The organism is Curtobacterium sp. MCJR17_043 (assembly GCF_003224315.2).
Classification (GTDB): domain Bacteria; phylum Actinomycetota; class Actinomycetes; order Actinomycetales; family Microbacteriaceae; genus Curtobacterium.
This window is the reverse complement of sequence record NZ_CP126259.1, coordinates 1,562,114-1,576,558: the sequence shown is the minus strand read 5'-3', so window position 1 is coordinate 1,576,558 and position 14,445 is coordinate 1,562,114. Positions and strand designations below refer to the sequence as shown.

Annotated in this window: 10 protein-coding genes, 1 rRNA gene and 4 pseudogenes; 8 read left to right on the top strand and 7 right to left on the bottom strand. The window is 70.9% G+C overall.

Features of this window, described 5'->3' with window-relative positions:
* Window positions 1-141: 141 nt before the first annotated feature.
* From DEJ15_RS08270 to DEJ15_RS08255, 4 genes and pseudogenes are all read right to left on the bottom strand, one after another.
* A 16S ribosomal RNA gene (locus DEJ15_RS08270) occupies window positions 142-1,665 on the bottom strand.
* A gap of 529 nt (window positions 1,666-2,194) precedes the next feature.
* Window positions 2,195-3,438, bottom strand: a pseudogene (rlmN, locus tag DEJ15_RS08265) (dual-specificity RNA methyltransferase RlmN).
* Window positions 3,438-4,436 carry a C40 family peptidase gene (locus tag DEJ15_RS08260; RefSeq protein ID WP_284176133.1) on the bottom strand — a complete coding sequence of 333 codons (999 nt, stop codon included), beginning with the start codon at window positions 4,434-4,436 and terminating at the stop codon, window positions 3,438-3,440. Before DEJ15_RS08260 ends, rlmN begins: the two are co-directional and overlap by 1 nt.
* A gap of 346 nt (window positions 4,437-4,782) precedes the next feature.
* Window positions 4,783-5,265 (bottom strand): pyridoxamine 5'-phosphate oxidase family protein, encoded by a 483-nt coding sequence (locus tag DEJ15_RS08255; RefSeq protein WP_258366367.1) that lies wholly within the window; start codon window positions 5,263-5,265, stop codon window positions 4,783-4,785.
* A 16-nt stretch (window positions 5,266-5,281) separates the two neighbouring features.
* Here DEJ15_RS08255 and DEJ15_RS08250 point away from each other — a divergent pair, with 16 nt between their 5' ends.
* Together DEJ15_RS08250 and DEJ15_RS18190 are read left to right on the top strand one after the other, a co-directional pair.
* Window positions 5,282-6,031: a GntR family transcriptional regulator gene (locus DEJ15_RS08250; RefSeq protein WP_284176132.1), complete on the top strand. Its 750-nt coding sequence runs from the start codon at window positions 5,282-5,284 to the stop codon at window positions 6,029-6,031.
* Window positions 6,006-6,281: pseudogene (locus DEJ15_RS18190) on the top strand (PLP-dependent aminotransferase family protein); the annotation flags it as partial. The gene DEJ15_RS08250 and the pseudogene DEJ15_RS18190, both read left to right, overlap by 26 nt.
* On the opposite strand, the gene DEJ15_RS08245 reads toward DEJ15_RS18190, so the two are convergent.
* A complete protein-coding gene (locus DEJ15_RS08245; RefSeq protein WP_284176131.1) occupies window positions 6,210-6,434 on the bottom strand; it encodes a hypothetical protein in 225 nt (74 codons plus the stop codon). The pseudogene DEJ15_RS18190 and the gene DEJ15_RS08245 sit on opposite strands and share 72 nt — an antisense overlap.
* Between DEJ15_RS08245 and DEJ15_RS08240 the strand changes: the two genes are divergently transcribed.
* The gene (locus DEJ15_RS08240) at window positions 6,433-7,092 is read left to right on the top strand and encodes an aminotransferase-like domain-containing protein (protein WP_284176130.1); all 660 of its coding nucleotides are present in this window, start codon (window positions 6,433-6,435) and stop codon (window positions 7,090-7,092) included. The genes DEJ15_RS08245 and DEJ15_RS08240 overlap by 2 nt on opposite strands.
* Before the next feature lie 51 nt (window positions 7,093-7,143).
* Here the strand turns inward: DEJ15_RS08240 and DEJ15_RS08235 are convergent, their stop codons facing one another.
* Both DEJ15_RS08235 and rimK read right to left on the bottom strand, forming a co-directional pair.
* Window positions 7,144-7,317 carry a hypothetical protein gene (locus DEJ15_RS08235; RefSeq protein WP_181419389.1) on the bottom strand — a complete coding sequence of 58 codons (174 nt, stop codon included), beginning with the start codon at window positions 7,315-7,317 and terminating at the stop codon, window positions 7,144-7,146.
* Between the two features lie 247 nt (window positions 7,318-7,564).
* Window positions 7,565-8,756, bottom strand: a pseudogene (gene rimK, locus DEJ15_RS08230) (30S ribosomal protein S6--L-glutamate ligase).
* An 18-nt stretch (window positions 8,757-8,774) separates the two neighbouring features.
* Here rimK and DEJ15_RS08225 point away from each other — a divergent pair.
* From DEJ15_RS08225 to DEJ15_RS08205, 5 genes and pseudogenes are all read left to right on the top strand, one after another.
* Window positions 8,775-9,275 carry an ATP-dependent zinc protease family protein gene (locus DEJ15_RS08225; RefSeq protein ID WP_110823920.1) on the top strand — a complete coding sequence of 167 codons (501 nt, stop codon included), beginning with the start codon at window positions 8,775-8,777 and terminating at the stop codon, window positions 9,273-9,275.
* Between the two features lie 128 nt (window positions 9,276-9,403).
* The gene (locus tag DEJ15_RS08220; protein WP_220032704.1) at window positions 9,404-10,465 is read left to right on the top strand and encodes a LacI family DNA-binding transcriptional regulator; all 1,062 of its coding nucleotides are present in this window, start codon (window positions 9,404-9,406) and stop codon (window positions 10,463-10,465) included.
* A gap of 37 nt (window positions 10,466-10,502) precedes the next feature.
* Window positions 10,503-12,167, top strand: coding sequence for an FAD-dependent oxidoreductase (locus DEJ15_RS08215; protein WP_110823919.1), 1,665 nt, complete (start codon window positions 10,503-10,505; stop codon window positions 12,165-12,167).
* Between the two features lie 102 nt (window positions 12,168-12,269).
* A pseudogene (locus DEJ15_RS18185) lies at window positions 12,270-13,250 on the top strand (hydantoinase/oxoprolinase family protein); the annotation flags it as partial.
* 142 nt (window positions 13,251-13,392) lie between these two features.
* Window positions 13,393-14,412 carry a hydantoinase/oxoprolinase family protein gene (locus DEJ15_RS08205; RefSeq protein WP_284176127.1) on the top strand — a complete coding sequence of 340 codons (1,020 nt, stop codon included), beginning with the start codon at window positions 13,393-13,395 and terminating at the stop codon, window positions 14,410-14,412.
* Window positions 14,413-14,445 lie beyond the last annotated feature (33 nt).

Below are 14,445 nucleotides of genomic sequence, written 5' to 3'. Positions count from 1 at the left end.
AGACCAGAAGACGCGCTCCCGACTGCACTGTCAATGTTCCACCCATGAGCTACCCGTCGGACACGTTCGGTCCGAACCGGGCGCCTGGACCAGCAACCAACCCACCACGACGGCGAGCAGCACTGACCAGATGCTCCTTAGAAAGGAGGTGATCCAGCCGCACCTTCCGGTACGGCTACCTTGTTACGACTTAGTCCTAATCACCGATCCCACCTTCGACGGCTCCTTCCACAAGGGTTAGGCCACCGGCTTCGGGTGTTACCGACTTTCATGACTTGACGGGCGGTGTGTACAAGGCCCGGGAACGTATTCACCGCAGCGTTGCTGATCTGCGATTACTAGCGACTCCGACTTCATGAGGTCGAGTTGCAGACCTCAATCCGAACTGAGACCGGCTTTTTGGGATTCGCTCCACCTTACGGTATCGCAGCCCTTTGTACCGGCCATTGTAGCATGCGTGAAGCCCAAGACATAAGGGGCATGATGATTTGACGTCATCCCCACCTTCCTCCGAGTTGACCCCGGCAGTCTCCTATGAGTCCCCGGCATAACCCGCTGGCAACATAGAACGAGGGTTGCGCTCGTTGCGGGACTTAACCCAACATCTCACGACACGAGCTGACGACAACCATGCACCACCTGTACACCGACCACAAGGGGGGCGACCATCTCTGGCCGTTTCCGGTGTATGTCAAGCCTTGGTAAGGTTCTTCGCGTTGCATCGAATTAATCCGCATGCTCCGCCGCTTGTGCGGGCCCCCGTCAATTCCTTTGAGTTTTAGCCTTGCGGCCGTACTCCCCAGGCGGGGCGCTTAATGCGTTAGCTACGACACAGAAACCGTGGAAAGGTCCCTACATCTAGCGCCCAACGTTTACGGCATGGACTACCAGGGTATCTAATCCTGTTCGCTCCCCATGCTTTCGCTCCTCAGCGTCAGTTACGGCCCAGAGATCTGCCTTCGCCATCGGTGTTCCTCCTGATATCTGCGCATTCCACCGCTACACCAGGAATTCCAATCTCCCCCTACCGCACTCTAGTCTGCCCGTACCCACTGCAAGCCCGAGGTTGAGCCTCGGGATTTCACAGCAGACGCGACAAACCGCCTACGAGCTCTTTACGCCCAATAATTCCGGACAACGCTTGCACCCTACGTATTACCGCGGCTGCTGGCACGTAGTTAGCCGGTGCTTTTTCTGCAGGTACCGTCACTTTCGCTTCTTCCCTACTAAAAGAGGTTTACAACCCGAAGGCCGTCATCCCTCACGCGGCGTTGCTGCATCAGGCTTTCGCCCATTGTGCAATATTCCCCACTGCTGCCTCCCGTAGGAGTCTGGGCCGTGTCTCAGTCCCAGTGTGGCCGGTCACCCTCTCAGGCCGGCTACCCGTCGTCGCCTTGGTGAGCCATTACCTCACCAACAAGCTGATAGGCCGCGAGTCCATCCCCAACCAAAAAATCTTTCCACCACCAGGCCATGCGACCAGTAGTCATATCCAGTATTAGACGTCGTTTCCAACGCTTATCCCAGAGTCAGGGGCAGGTTACTCACGTGTTACTCACCCGTTCGCCACTAATCACAGGAGCAAGCTCCTGATCATCGTTCGACTTGCATGTGTTAAGCACGCCGCCAGCGTTCGTCCTGAGCCAGGATCAAACTCTCCGTAAAAAATTACAACCAACACCGAAGTGCCAGCGAGTTGATCTTGACTGTTGACTGTCTACTGACAATCTTCAATCCAAAAGGAATTGCTTCATGACCCGACCGGTGGAAACCGACCAGGCACGAGGTCAATAAAATTGGCATTGACAATGTGCACGCTGTTGAGTTCTCAAGGACCAGACGCACTCCCCACTCCACACCACCAGGATGCTTCGCCAGAGAGGCTGGCTCGTTGCCCGGGGAAGAACCGGAGCCAGACTGCATCTCCCGGAGTCGAACTCCGTCAGCGTCTCGGCCGATCCGTTCTCCGCCTCAGCGGCAACGAGTGATTACTTTACGCACGGGTGAACGGCAGCGCCAAGCCAGCTCGACGCCCGGGCGTGTCGCGTCTGCTCCCCCCGCTGTGCCGGGCCACGGGCGCCGTGCGCGGTCGCGACCACCGACCGTCCCTGAGAACGACGGAAGGCGCGGTGCGTACTCGCACCGCGCCTCCTGTCAGAGCCGTCGTCCAGCTGCCGTGGCCGTCGACCGACCGTCAGTCAGCGGCGGCCAACTGGCCGCAGGCACCGTCGATCTCCTTGCCGCGGGTGTCGCGGAGGGTGGTCGGGATCCCGGCGGCGTTGAGTCGGCGGACGAACTCGTCCTGCACGTGCACCTCGGACGAGGTCCACACGGACCCGGGCGTCGGGTTGAGCGGGATCGGGTTGACATGCACCCAGCCCTTGCCGCGCTTGTTGAGCTTCTCCGCCAACAGGTCGGCACGCCACGCGTGGTCGTTCATGTCCTTGATGAGCGCGTACTCGATCGAGACCCGACGACCGGTCTTCACGTAGTAGTTGTGGGCGGCGTCGATCGCTTCGTCGGCCTTCCACTTCGAGTTCACCGGGATGAGCTCGTCGCGGAGTTCGTCGTCGGGCGCGTGCAGCGAGAGCGCGAAGGTCACGGGGATGTCCTCCTCCGCGAGCTTCAGGATCGCCGGCACCAACCCCACGGTCGAGATCGTGATGCCGCGCGCGCTCATGCCGAGGCCGTTCGGCTGCGGCGCGACCATGATGCGCACGGCGTCCATCACCCGCTTGTAGTTCGCGAGCGGCTCCCCCCATGCCCATGAACACGATGTTCGTCACGCGCTCGGCGTCGACGCGGTCCTTCCCGCCCTTGCGGGGGGTCGCCACCGAGTTCACCGGCCGCGATGGCCTCGTTCGCCCGGACGATCTGCTCGATGATCTCGGCCGTCGACATGTTCCGCGTCAGGCCCGCCTGGCCGGTCGCGCAGAACGGGCAGTTCATCCCGCAGCCGGCCTGCGACGAGACACAGAGCGTGATCCGGCCCGGGTACCGCATGAGCACCGACTCCACCAGGGCCCCGTCGTGCAGCTTCCAGAGGAACTTGATCGTGTCGCCCTTGTCCGTCTCGAGACGACGGGTCTCGGTGAGCAGGGGCGGGAGCATCCCGGCGACGAGTTCCTCGCGCTGGGCAGCCGGCAGGTCGGTCATCTTCGCCGGGTCGGACGTGTAGTGCGTGAAGTAGTGGGTCGCGAGCTGCTTGGCGCGGAACCCGGGCAGGCCGAGCTCCTTCACCTTCGCCTCGCGCTCCTCGACCGTCATGTCGGCCAGGTGCACGGGCGGCTTGCCCCGCTTCGGAGACGCGAACTGCAGCAGGGGTCGGCCGTCGGACCCCGTCGCCTGCTTCCAGCCCTCGGTGCGCGGGCGCACCTGCGGGCGGACGGAGCGTGCTGCGCTCTGCTCCTCGAACGGTGTGCGGGTGTCGGTGGCCATCACTCCAGCTTACGGGAGGCCCGCAACCCTTCGCGAGTCCGCCCACCCGTCTCCTGCGGCACCGTTGTACCGACCCTGGTGGTCAGGACCCGGCGGGCAGCAGCCGAGCGAAGTGGTGCGGCATCGAGTACATGGGGACGATGTCGACGACCTCGCCCGGGTGCGGTGCCTGGAGCACGAGTCCCTGCCCGAGGTACAGGCCGACGTGGTCCTCGTTGTCGAAGACCACCATGTCCCCCCGGTGCTGCCTCGGACTCCGGGACGGTCGTCGCGACGGCGTCCTGCGTGGGGACGTAGTGCGCGAGCTGGATGCCGACCGCCTGGTACGCCACCATCGTCAGGCCCGAGCAGTCGATGCCCGCGTGGCTGGCCCCACCCTCGAGGTACGGGTCGCCGAGGTACTGCAGCGCCGTCTGCAGCACCGTCGAGCGGTCTCCACCCGGCGAGAGCGCCGCGGACAGGGCGGCCTGCGCTTGCGCCTCGGTGACGCCGAAGCGGAGGACCAGGGTCGGGTACGACACGACCGACGTCGTCGTCACGCCGTCGGAGGAGATGATCGGGACCTCGACGTCGTGGGCGACGGTGTAGGTCTGCAGGTCCTGGGACGTCGTCGTCGTGGCGGTCGGTGCCGGTGCCGCCGTCGCGGTGTCGGCCGGGATCGACAGGGACAGGGTCGAGGTGATCGCCAGGGCCGGCGCGATCAGCAGGGCGGCACGCTTGGCGGTCGCGGCACGACGGACGTGGCGCGGGTCCGCCGCGCGTTCGGCGCGGAGCGCTGCCGACCGCGAGCGCGCGGTACCCGCCGTCGCAGTACCCACCGTCGCGGTGCCGGCCGCCGCGGTGTCGGCCGACGCGGCCTCAGCCAGCGGGGCGACGGCGGCGCGGGCGGTGCTGGACGGCCCGAGGGCCACGACGCGGGCCGGTCGCTCGTGCGCGACGAACGTGCTGCGGGCGACGACGGGGCCGGCCGCGGCACGGCGGCCGCGTGCCCGACTCATCGGGGCGGAGGCGCTCGGCCCCGCGACCCTCGACGCGGGAGCAACGGGAGCGGTGGCGCGGGAGACGGGGGGCGTTGGACGCCGGAGCAACAGGAGCGGTGGCACCGGCGGCGCGGGCGCTCGGAGCGGGGACGCTGGGTGCGGCGGCAGGTCCGGACCGGCGGTCGTCGTCCCGTGCGGGCAGTGCGTGGCGTCCCATGGTTCCTTCCGGGTCTGGACCGCCCCTCGTGCGACGACCCGGGGAGATAACGTATTGGTCACGAACCTGATCCCGGCTGGAGAACCTCGGGGGAGTTCCTGCGGTCCGTCACAGACACGCGGTACCCGTCCCGGCCGCTCCCGAGCGTCAACCCCGGTCGGTGCCAGAGGCGGGCGACGGGGCGGAGGCGGGCGACGGGGCGGAAGCGAGTCGGGCCTCCCGGCCGTCGGCGGCTCGCGCGAGCCGCGCGGCGAGCGCGACCACGGACGGGTCGGGCGCGGTGGCCGCGGCGGCGGCGAGCGATCCCGGGACCGGCACTCCGGCCCGGAGGGCGACCGGCAGGACGCCCGCCCAGACGCGGTGGTCCTCGCCGTCGTCCGGCGCCTCGCCGACGCCGGCCGCCCGGACCTTGACGCTCGCGGCGTCGAGCGGGAGCTGTAGGACCTGGGTCTGCCGGACCTCCTTCGCGGTCATCTCGCGCACCTCGGCGCGGCGGCCGGGCATGAGGTGGTCGGCGACCTGTCGGAGCGCCTCGGCCCGCAGCTCGGTCGGGACCAGGGTCGCGCGTCCGACGACCATCGCGCTGCGGTAGTTCGCCGAGCTGTCGAAGGTCGAGCGGGCGAAGACGATGCCGTCCAGGTGCGTGATGGTCGCCGAGACGGGGACGCCCCTCCTCCCCGGCGTCGAGGAACAGTCCGCCGCCCGTAGAGCCGTGCAGGAGCAGGACCGGGCCGGCGCCGAGGTCGCCGACGCCGTACAGGTAGGGCAGCACGATCGGGAAGCCGTCGCGGACCAGGCCGACGTGGGCGACGAACCCCTCGGCGAGGACCGCGGAGAGCACGGCGGGGTCGGTCTGCTGCCGGTCGCGGAGACGGCGGACGGTGAGCGAGGGCATGGCGTCGGGAGCGGGCATGCCCCGACGCTAGGGTCAGGACTGGACCAGCGAGTAGACCAGATCGGGGTGTTCGGGATGGACCAGTCGAGCAAGGTGTCGGTGGTCGTCGCACGGGTGCGGTCCCTGGTGCACGACGGGACCCTCCGGGCCGGGGACCCGCTGCCGTCGACGCGGGCGCTGGCCGCCGAACTCGGGGTCGCCCGGGGCACGGTCGTCGCGGCCTACGACCAACTCGACGGCGAGGGCTACATCCGGACCCGGCCGGGTGCGGCAGCGCGGGTCCTCGCGGGATCCGGAGTCCCCGGACCGTCGACCGGACGAGCGCCGGTGCACCTGCACGCCGTGGTCCCCGGGGACACAAACGACCCCGTCGGTCTCGCCGACCCTTCCCGCCCCGGCGACCCTTCCGACCCCGGCGCCCCCCGGCAACTCCGGCGACCCCGGCGACCGGGCCGTCGTCGACTGCCGCCCGGGCATCCCCGCCGTCACCGCGATCAGTGACCGGGACTGGCGGGCGGCCTGGCGTGCGGCGGCGGACACACCGCTCCGCAATGCGCTGTCCGACCCCGCGGGCCTCACCGCGCTCCGCGAGCAACTCGTCGCGCAACTCGGGCTGGCGCGCGGCTTCACCCCGTCGGTCGCGCAGGTCATCGTCGCCGCCGGGACGTCCGAGGCGCTGTCACTCGTCGCCGAGGCGCTGCGGGCACGCCTCGGCCGCGCTCCGCGCATCGCCGTCGAGGACCCCGGCTACCGTTCCGGCCACCGCGCCCTGACGAGCGCCGGCGCGGAGGTCGTTCCCGTGCCCGTCGGAGCGGACGGCATCGACCTGACCGTGCTCGCCCGGACTCCCGTGGACGCGGTCCTCGTCTCCCCCCACCCACCAGTACCCGCTCGGTTCGGTCATGCCGGTCGGACAGCGGCGAGCGCTGCTCGCGCACGCGGCGGCGACGGGGACGGTCGTGCTCGAGGACGACTACGACTCGGAGTTCCGGCACCGGGGCAGTCCGGTCCCGGCCCTCGCCGCGCTCGACACCGACGGCGTGGTCGTGCACCTGGGCGGGTTCTCGAAGACCCTCGACCCACGGCTCCGCTGCGCCTACGTCGTCGTCCCGTCCGGAGCGGTGGGCGCGGCGGTCCTCGCCGCCCGCACGGCCCGGGGCGCAGTGGTCGCCGAGCCGGTTCAGGTCGCGCTCGCACACCTGCTGCGCACCGGCGCATTCCGTCGGCACCTCGGTCGGGTCCGGCGGGACTACACGCACCGGCGCGAACGGATCGCGGTCCGACTCGCCACCAGCGGGGTCCCCGGCCTGGAGGCACGGGCCCTCACCGGCGGTCTGCACGCGGTGCTGACGTGGCCGGGTCCGGCGACCGGCGCTGCCGTGCTCGCCCGCGCTGCCGCGGACGGCGTCCTGGTGGCCGACCTCGCCGACTACGAGACGGTGCGGGGACGGTCCGGGAACGGGGTCGTGCTCGGGTACGGCGCCGTGACGCTGCCGGAACTGGACCGGGCACTCGACGTCGTGCTCGCGGCGGTCCGGGCGACGAGGGCCGACCCCGGCTGACGTCCGGACGTGGTGTGCCCGACGCCGCGCCCGGCTGCCGTCCCGGTGCCGTCAGCGCTGTCGGGCTCGGTCCGCCGGGGTCCGTCCGTTGCGCCAGACGTCGTCGATCGACGGCACTGGCACGTCGGCCGGGACCGCCCAGCCACGCCGGGCGGCCTTGCGGGCAGATCGGTAGGTGGTGACGTGGATCGGCTCGACGTCACGGTTCGATTCGTACTTCGTCATGGCGTGCTCCCTGTTCACGGTGCCCACCATCCGGTCGGCCGTCCTCCCGGACGGATCACGGATCGCGGGTCACGAGACGAATGCTCTCTTCCGTCCGGACGCTACGCGGCGCCGCTCGCCCCGGGACCGCCCCTGCGGGGTGCCCGCGTCATCCGGACGAGGGCCCACGGGTGAACGATCCGGCGCGGGGAGCAGCGGAGGAGGCCGTCCTGCGGTGGTGATCCGGGCCTCCCGGCGGGTGGGGCGGTCACCCGTCGGACAGGGCGTCCTTCGGGAGCTTCCGCAGCTTCGTGCGACGGCGGCGACGGTCCGGGACCATCGACCGCATCTCCTCGAGCTTGCCGAAGCACAGCAGCCGGTCACCGGGTTCGAGGACGACGCCGCTCCGCGGGTTCGGGATCACCGCGGTGCCACGGTGCAGCGTGAGCACCGTGATGTCGCGGTCCCACAGGCCCGAGTCCTTGATCGTCTTGCCGACGAGGTCCGCGTTCGTGTGCACGAGCAGCTCGGCGACGCCGTACCCGGTTGAGACGCTGAGGCGCTGGCGGACGTCGATCTCCGGGAACGCCACCTGGTTCGCGATGTAGTCGATGACCGCACCGGCGACGTCGAGCCCGGTGGCACGCTCGATGCCCTCGAGGCCCGGGGAGGAGTTGACCTCCATGACGAGCGGGCCGTCGTTGCCCTCGAGCATGTCCACGCCCGCGATCCGCAAGCCCATGATCTGGGCGGAGCGGACCGCGGCCTCCTCGTACTCGGGCGTCAGCGTGACCTGTTCGACGGTGCCGCCGCGGTGCACGTTCGACCGGAACTCGTCCCCGGACGCGCTCCGGCGCATGGCGGCGACGACGCGGTCACCGACGACGAGGGCGCGGATGTCCTTCCCGCGGCTCTCGGCGATGAAGCGCTGGATGAGGACGTTCTGCTTCGTCGAGTGCAGGGTCTCGACGATCGACTCCGCGACCTTGGCCTCGGGCGCGAGGATGACGCCGATGCCCTGCGTGCCCTCGAGCAGCTTGATGACGACCGGGGCGCCCCCCGACCCGCTCGATCGCGCCGCGGACGTCCGCCCGGCTGTTGACGAACGTCGTCGCCGGCATGCCGATGTCGTGGCGGGACAGGATCTGGTTCGCCCGGAGTTTGTCACGCGAGTTCGTGATGCCGTTCGCCGTGTTCGGCGTGTACACGTCCATCTGCTCGAACTGCCGCACCACCGCGGTGCCGTAGTACGTGATCGAGTTGCCGATCCGCGGGAGGACGGCGTCGTAGTCGGACAGCAGCTTGCCGCGGTACTGCAGGTCGGGCTGCTCGCCGGTCAGGTCGATCGCGAAGCGGAGGGTGTTCAACACCTTGACGGTGTGCCCGCGCTCGGCGGCGGCGGTGCGGAGGCGCTGCGTCGAGTACGCGTGCGGAGCGCGCGACAGGATGGCGAGTTTCATCACTGCCAAGATAGGGGCATGGCCGACTCCGCGAAGCGCTCCGACAGCGCCCGGGCGGCGTCCCGCGTGCCGATCGTCGCGGGGTGGCGCGAGTGGGCGGCCCTGCCCGACATCGGCGTCCGGTGGATCAAGGTCAAGCTCGACACCGGGGCCCGGAGTTCGGCACTGCACGCCTTCGACATCGAGGAGCTGCCCGGCGGACGGGTCCGGTTCTCGGTGCACCCGTGGCAGGACTCCGACGCGGATCCCCAGACGGTCGAGTGCGACGTCCACGACCGCCGGGTGATCCGCAGCTCGAGCGGCCACACCCAGGAGCGCATCGTCGTGCTCATGTCGATCGAGCTCGCCGGGCGGACCGTCCTGTCGGAGACGACGCTGAGCAACCGCGACCAGATGGGCTTCCGGATGCTCGTCGGGCGCGAGGCGCTGCGGCAGGGGTTCGTCGTCGACCCGGCGCGGTCGTTCATGGCCGGACGGGCGCCGAAGGCCGTGCGGCGGCGGAACCGCGGACGGACCTGACGACCCTTCAGCCGTCGCGGACTGACCGCGATTGATCCTTTTTCCACTGCTCATACGTATGAGCTCTTTTTCTGTCCTACGGTCGTACGCACCACCTCGACGACGAGACCGATCGGAGCGCAGACCGCATGAGCACGACCACGCGCGTCACCCAGCGGATGATCGCCGACATGGCCGGCGTCAGCCAGTCCACCGTTTCGCTCGTGCTCAACGGCAAGGCCGACGAGGCCCGCCGGATCCCCGCCGCCACCCGGGACCGCGTGCTCGAGGTCATCCGTGAGACCACCTACGTCGCGAACCCGGTCGCCCGCAGCCTCGTCGGAGCAGCCACCGGACTGATCGGGGTCTTCACCTACGAGCCGGCGTTCCCCAACCGCTCGTCCGACTTCTACACGCCGTTGCTCACGGGAATCGAGAGCGCCGCCGAGGGCGTCGGAGCCGATCTGCTGCTCTTCACGAGCACCCCCGTCGTCGACGGTCGCCGCCGTCTCTTCCACGAGTCGAACCGCCTCCGGCTCGCGGACGGCTGCATCCTGCTCGGTCGGGAGATGGACCCGGACGAACTCGAACGGCTGCTCGACTCCACGTACCCGTTCGTCGCGATCGGGCGACGCGAGGCCGCAGACGGCCGCGTGCCCTACGTCGGCGTCGACTACGTCAGCGCGACGCACGCCCTCGCCGTCCGCGCACTCGAGCTCGGGCACCGGCGCTTCGGCCTCCTCCGGCTGCCGCAGACCGCCGAGTCCAGCCGTGACCGCCGGGCAGGCATCGTCGCAGCCGCCGCCGCGGGTAGCGCCACCGTCGCCGAGGCCGAGGTGACCCCGAACCGGACCGTGACAGACGCCTGGGCGTCGATCCGGTCCTCCCGGCCGAGCGTCGTGTTCGTCGAGGACCCGGCCGACGCGCACGAGCTGCACGCCCGGCTCGCCGCGGACGGCGTCGCCGTCCCCGAGGACCTGTCGGTGGTCGTGCTCGGCGAGCACAACCGAGCCGCCGACGGCCCCGCCGACTTCACACGCCTGCGCGCTCCCCGCACCGAACTCGGCGCACGCGCGGTCCGGGCGCTCACCGACGTCCTGGAGGCGCGCCGCGCGGCCCCTGCACCGAGCACGTCCGCCGGACCGCCGGTCCAGGAACTCCTCGACTGCAGCCTCGTGCGCGGCGCCACTCTCGTCGCGCCCGCGGTCTGACGCCTCCCGACCACACCCTCGACCACCCAGGAGCACCATGTCCAACACCACCCCCGACCGCCCGTCCGAGACCGTCGCGACGCTCCGCGCCGACGTCGTGATCGTCGGCGGCGGCCTCGGTGGCGTCGCCGCAGCGATCGCCGTCTGCCGCTCCGGTCGCACCGCGGTGCTCACCGAGGAGACCGACTGGTTGGGCGGCCAGCTCACCAGCCAGGCGGTGCCGCCGGACGAGCACCCGTGGGTCGAGCAGTTCGGCGTCACCGCGAGCTACCGCGCGCTGCGGGACGGCATCCGCGACCACTACCGCCGCGTCTACCCGCTCCGGCAGGAGGCCGCGGCACTGCCCGACCTCAACCCGGGTGCCGGCCGGGTCAGCAAGCTGTGCCACGAGCCCCGCGTCGCGGTCGCGGTCATCGACGAGCTCCTGCAGCCGTACCGGAGCGCGGGTCGGCTGACGGTCCTGCTCGAGCAGCGGCCGGTTGCGGCCGGTAGCGACGGCGACCGGTGCACGGACGTGACGGTCGTGGGCGCGGACGGCCGCCGCACGCGGCTCGAGGGCGCGTTCGTCCTCGACGCGACCGAGACGGGCGAGGTCCTGCCGCTGGCGGGCGTGGAGCACGTGGTCGGCGCGGAGGCCCGCAGCGAGCACGACGAACCCCACGCGCCCGAGACGGCCGAGCCCGGCAACCAGCAGGGCATCACGTTCTGCTTCGCCGTGTCGCACCACGAGGGCGAAGACCACACCATCGAGCGTCCGGCGATGTACGACTTCTGGCGCTCCTACCAGCCGGACTTCTGGCCGGCGCCGCTCCTCGGGTTCCTGGCGCCCGACCCGCGCACGCTCGAGGCGCACCCGCGGACGTTCGAACCGAACCCGGACACCGACCCGCTCGCGGTGAGCGCCGACCAGAGCGCGGACGCCGGCGACAAGGAGCTGTGGGGCTTCCGCCGGATCCTCGCCCGCAAGCTGTTCACCGAGGGCGCCTTCGACTCCGACATCTGCCTGGTGAACTGGCCGCTCAACGACTACTGGCTCAAGCCGCTCATCGGCGCGGGCGAGGACCTCGCCGCCGACGACGCGACCGCGGAGCAGGCCGTGCACGAGGCGCGCCAGCTCTCGCTCTCCGTCCTGTACTGGCTGCAGACCGAGGCACCCCGCGCCGACGGCGGCACCGGGTTCCCGGGGCTCAGGCTCCGCGGCGACGTCACCGGCGGTGCCGACGGGCTCGCGAAGGCACCGTACGTCCGCGAGTCCCGGCGCATCCGGGCCGTCACCACGATCCGCGAGCAGGACGTCGCGGCCGAGATCGTCGGCGTCACCGGCCGCACCCGCTACCGGGACTCGGTGGGCGTCGGCAGCTACCGGCTCGACCTGCACCCGTCGACCGGCGGTGACAACTACGTCGACGTCCCGAGCGTGCCGTTCGAGATCCCGCTCGGTGCCCTCGTGCCGCAGCGCGTCCGGAACGTGCTGCCGGCCGGCAAGGACCTCGGCACCACGCACATCACGAACGGCTGCTACCGGCTGCACCCCGTCGAGTGGAACGTCGGCGAGGTCGCCGGTGCCCTGGCGGTGCACTGCATCGAGCACGACCTCGACCCGCAGGACGTCCAGGCGGACGACGAGCGGTTCGCCGTGTTCGCCGCCGAGCTCGACCGCGCCGGTGTCGAGCGGCGCTGGCCCGAGGTCCAGGGCTACTGAGCCGACCGGAGCGGGAGCGCGCGACGCCCCTGCTCCCCGGCACCCACTCCTCCCTCCCGAAGTACTCCCCCCGATCCCACCCCGCAGGAAGGTCACGACGACGTGGAATACAACGCACTGCGCATCGGCATCGACGTCGGTGGCACGTTCACCGACGCCGTCGCCATCGACGCCGCCACGCTCCGGCTCATCGGCCAGGCCAAGACACCGACGAGCCACGACCACCCCGACGGTGTCGCGCACGGCATCGTCACCGCGCTCCACGAACTGCTCGCGACGATCGGCCGGTCGCCGGGCGACGTCGTGTTCCTGGCGCACGGCACCACCCAGGCGACGAACGCGCTGCTCGAGGGCGACGTCGCGCCGGTCGGGATGATCGGCATCGGGCGGGGCCCCGCCGGCTTCTTCGCGAAGCGGCTGCGCCGACTCGGCCGGATCGAGATCGCCGACGGCAAGCGCCTCCCGGTGTCGTACGAGCACCTCCGACAGGCGGACGACGACGCAGCGCTCGCGGGCGTCCTCGACCGGTTCCAGGCCGCGGGCATCGAGTCCGTCGTGGTCACCGAGCCGTTCTCGGTCGACGACGCGATCGGCGAGGAGCGCGTCGCCGCCGCCGCCCGCCAGCGTGGCTTCCTCGTCACCGCGACGCACGAGATCACGTCGCTGTACGGGCTGAGCAAGCGCACCCGCACGGCCGTCCTCAACGCGGTGATCCTGCCGCGGATGTTCGCCACGGCCGACCTGGTCCAGGCGAGCATCGACGCCGCGGGGATCACCGCGCCGCTCATGGTGATGCGGTGCGACGGCGGTGTGATGTCCCTCGACGAGATGCGCCGACGCCCGCTGCTCACCGTGCTGTCGGGTCCCGCGGCCGGCGTCGCTGGGGCGCTCATGCAGGAGAAGCTGAGCGACGGGCTCTTCCTGGAGACCGGCGGCACCTCGACCGACATCTCGGTGATCCGCCGCGGCAAGGTCGCCGTGCAGTACACCGAGTTCGGCGGCAGCTCCACGTACCTGTCCGCGCTCGACGTCCGCACCGTCGGCGTCGGCGGCGGGTCGATGGTGCGCATCCGGACGTCCGGGTCGGCCCACATCACGCACGTCGGCCCGCGCAGCGCCCACATCGCCGGACTCCCCCTACGCCTGCTTCGCGCCGGTCGAGCAGCTGCGGGGTGCCCGGCTGGCCACCGTCGCACCACTCAACGGCGACCCGGCCGACTACGCGGTGCTCGACACGGACACCGGCCGGCTCGCGATCACGATGACCTGCGCGGCGAACGCGCTCGGGCTCGTGCCCGAGGACGACTACGCGCACGCGCCGGCGGAGTCGGCCCGCGCCGCACTGGCACCACTCGCCGCCGCGCTCGGCACGGACGTCCCGGGAGCCGCGCGCGCCGTCCTCGACGCCGGCGTCGCCCCGGTGCTCGAGGTCGTCGAGAAGATGGTCGACGACTACGGCATCGCGAAGGACGACGTGCTACTGGTCGGTGGCGGCGGCGGGGCGGCGTCGGTCACCCCGCACGCCGGGGCCCGGCACGGGGCCGCGTGGCGCATCGCCGACCACAGCGAGGTCATCAGCCCGATCGGCGTCGCCCTGGCGCTCATCCGCGAGCAGGTCGAGCGGGTGATCCCCGGCGCGACCGACGACCAGATCCTCGCGGTGCGCCGGGAGGCCGAGCAGGCCGTCATCGCGCAGGGGGCCGCGCCCGCCGAGGTGTCGGTGGACGTCACGGTCGACCCGCAGTCGAACACGGTGCGTGCGGTCGCGACCGGGGCGACCGAACTGCGGACGCAGGACCGGACCCAGCGCCGCACGGACGGCGAGCTGCGCGCGATCGCCGCGGAGGGCCTCCAGGTCGACGCCGCCGCGGTCCGTGTCCTCGCCGCCACCGACAACCACGTCGTGTTCGGTGGGCCGGAGCGCCGCCGGTTCCTCCGGAAGCCGACCCACCCGGTGCGGGTCCTCGACCGGGACGGGGTGGTCCGGTTCGCCTCGGCGGACGCCCGGGTGCAGCAGAGCACCGTCGGCGCCGGCGCCGGATCGCTCCCGGAGCTCATCGCCGAGCACACCGCGTACGGGGACGGCGGGTCGCGGGCACCCGCACTGCAGCTGCTCATCGGCCCACGCATCGCCGACCTGTCCGGGGTGCTCGACGAGTCCCAGCTGATCTCCCTGGCCCGCACCGAGGTCGAGGGGCAGGACCGGTCCGAAGCACTCGTCGCCGTCCTCGAGGTGCGGTCGTGAGCACCCTCGCAGCGGTCCTCCCGGCCGACCGTC

Coding starts and splice junctions, on each gene's coding strand:
- DEJ15_RS08250 (WP_284176132.1), top strand. CDS start 5,282: ATGGTCGCCGAGACGGGGACGCCCCTCCTCCCCGGCGTCGAGGAACAG.
- DEJ15_RS08235 (WP_181419389.1), bottom strand. CDS start 7,317: ATGACGAAGTACGAATCGAACCGTGACGTCGAGCCGATCCACGTCACC.
- DEJ15_RS08220 (WP_220032704.1), top strand. CDS start 9,404: ATGAGCACGACCACGCGCGTCACCCAGCGGATGATCGCCGACATGGCC.
- DEJ15_RS08260 (WP_284176133.1), bottom strand. CDS start 4,436: ATGAGTCGGGCACGCGGCCGCCGTGCCGCGGCCGGCCCCGTCGTCGCC.
- DEJ15_RS08215 (WP_110823919.1), top strand. CDS start 10,503: ATGTCCAACACCACCCCCGACCGCCCGTCCGAGACCGTCGCGACGCTC.
- DEJ15_RS08245 (WP_284176131.1), bottom strand. CDS start 6,434: ATGACCGAACCGAGCGGGTACTGGTGGGTGGGGGGAGACGAGGACCGC.
- DEJ15_RS08240 (WP_284176130.1), top strand. CDS start 6,433: ATGCCGGTCGGACAGCGGCGAGCGCTGCTCGCGCACGCGGCGGCGACG.
- DEJ15_RS08225 (WP_110823920.1), top strand. CDS start 8,775: ATGGCCGACTCCGCGAAGCGCTCCGACAGCGCCCGGGCGGCGTCCCGC.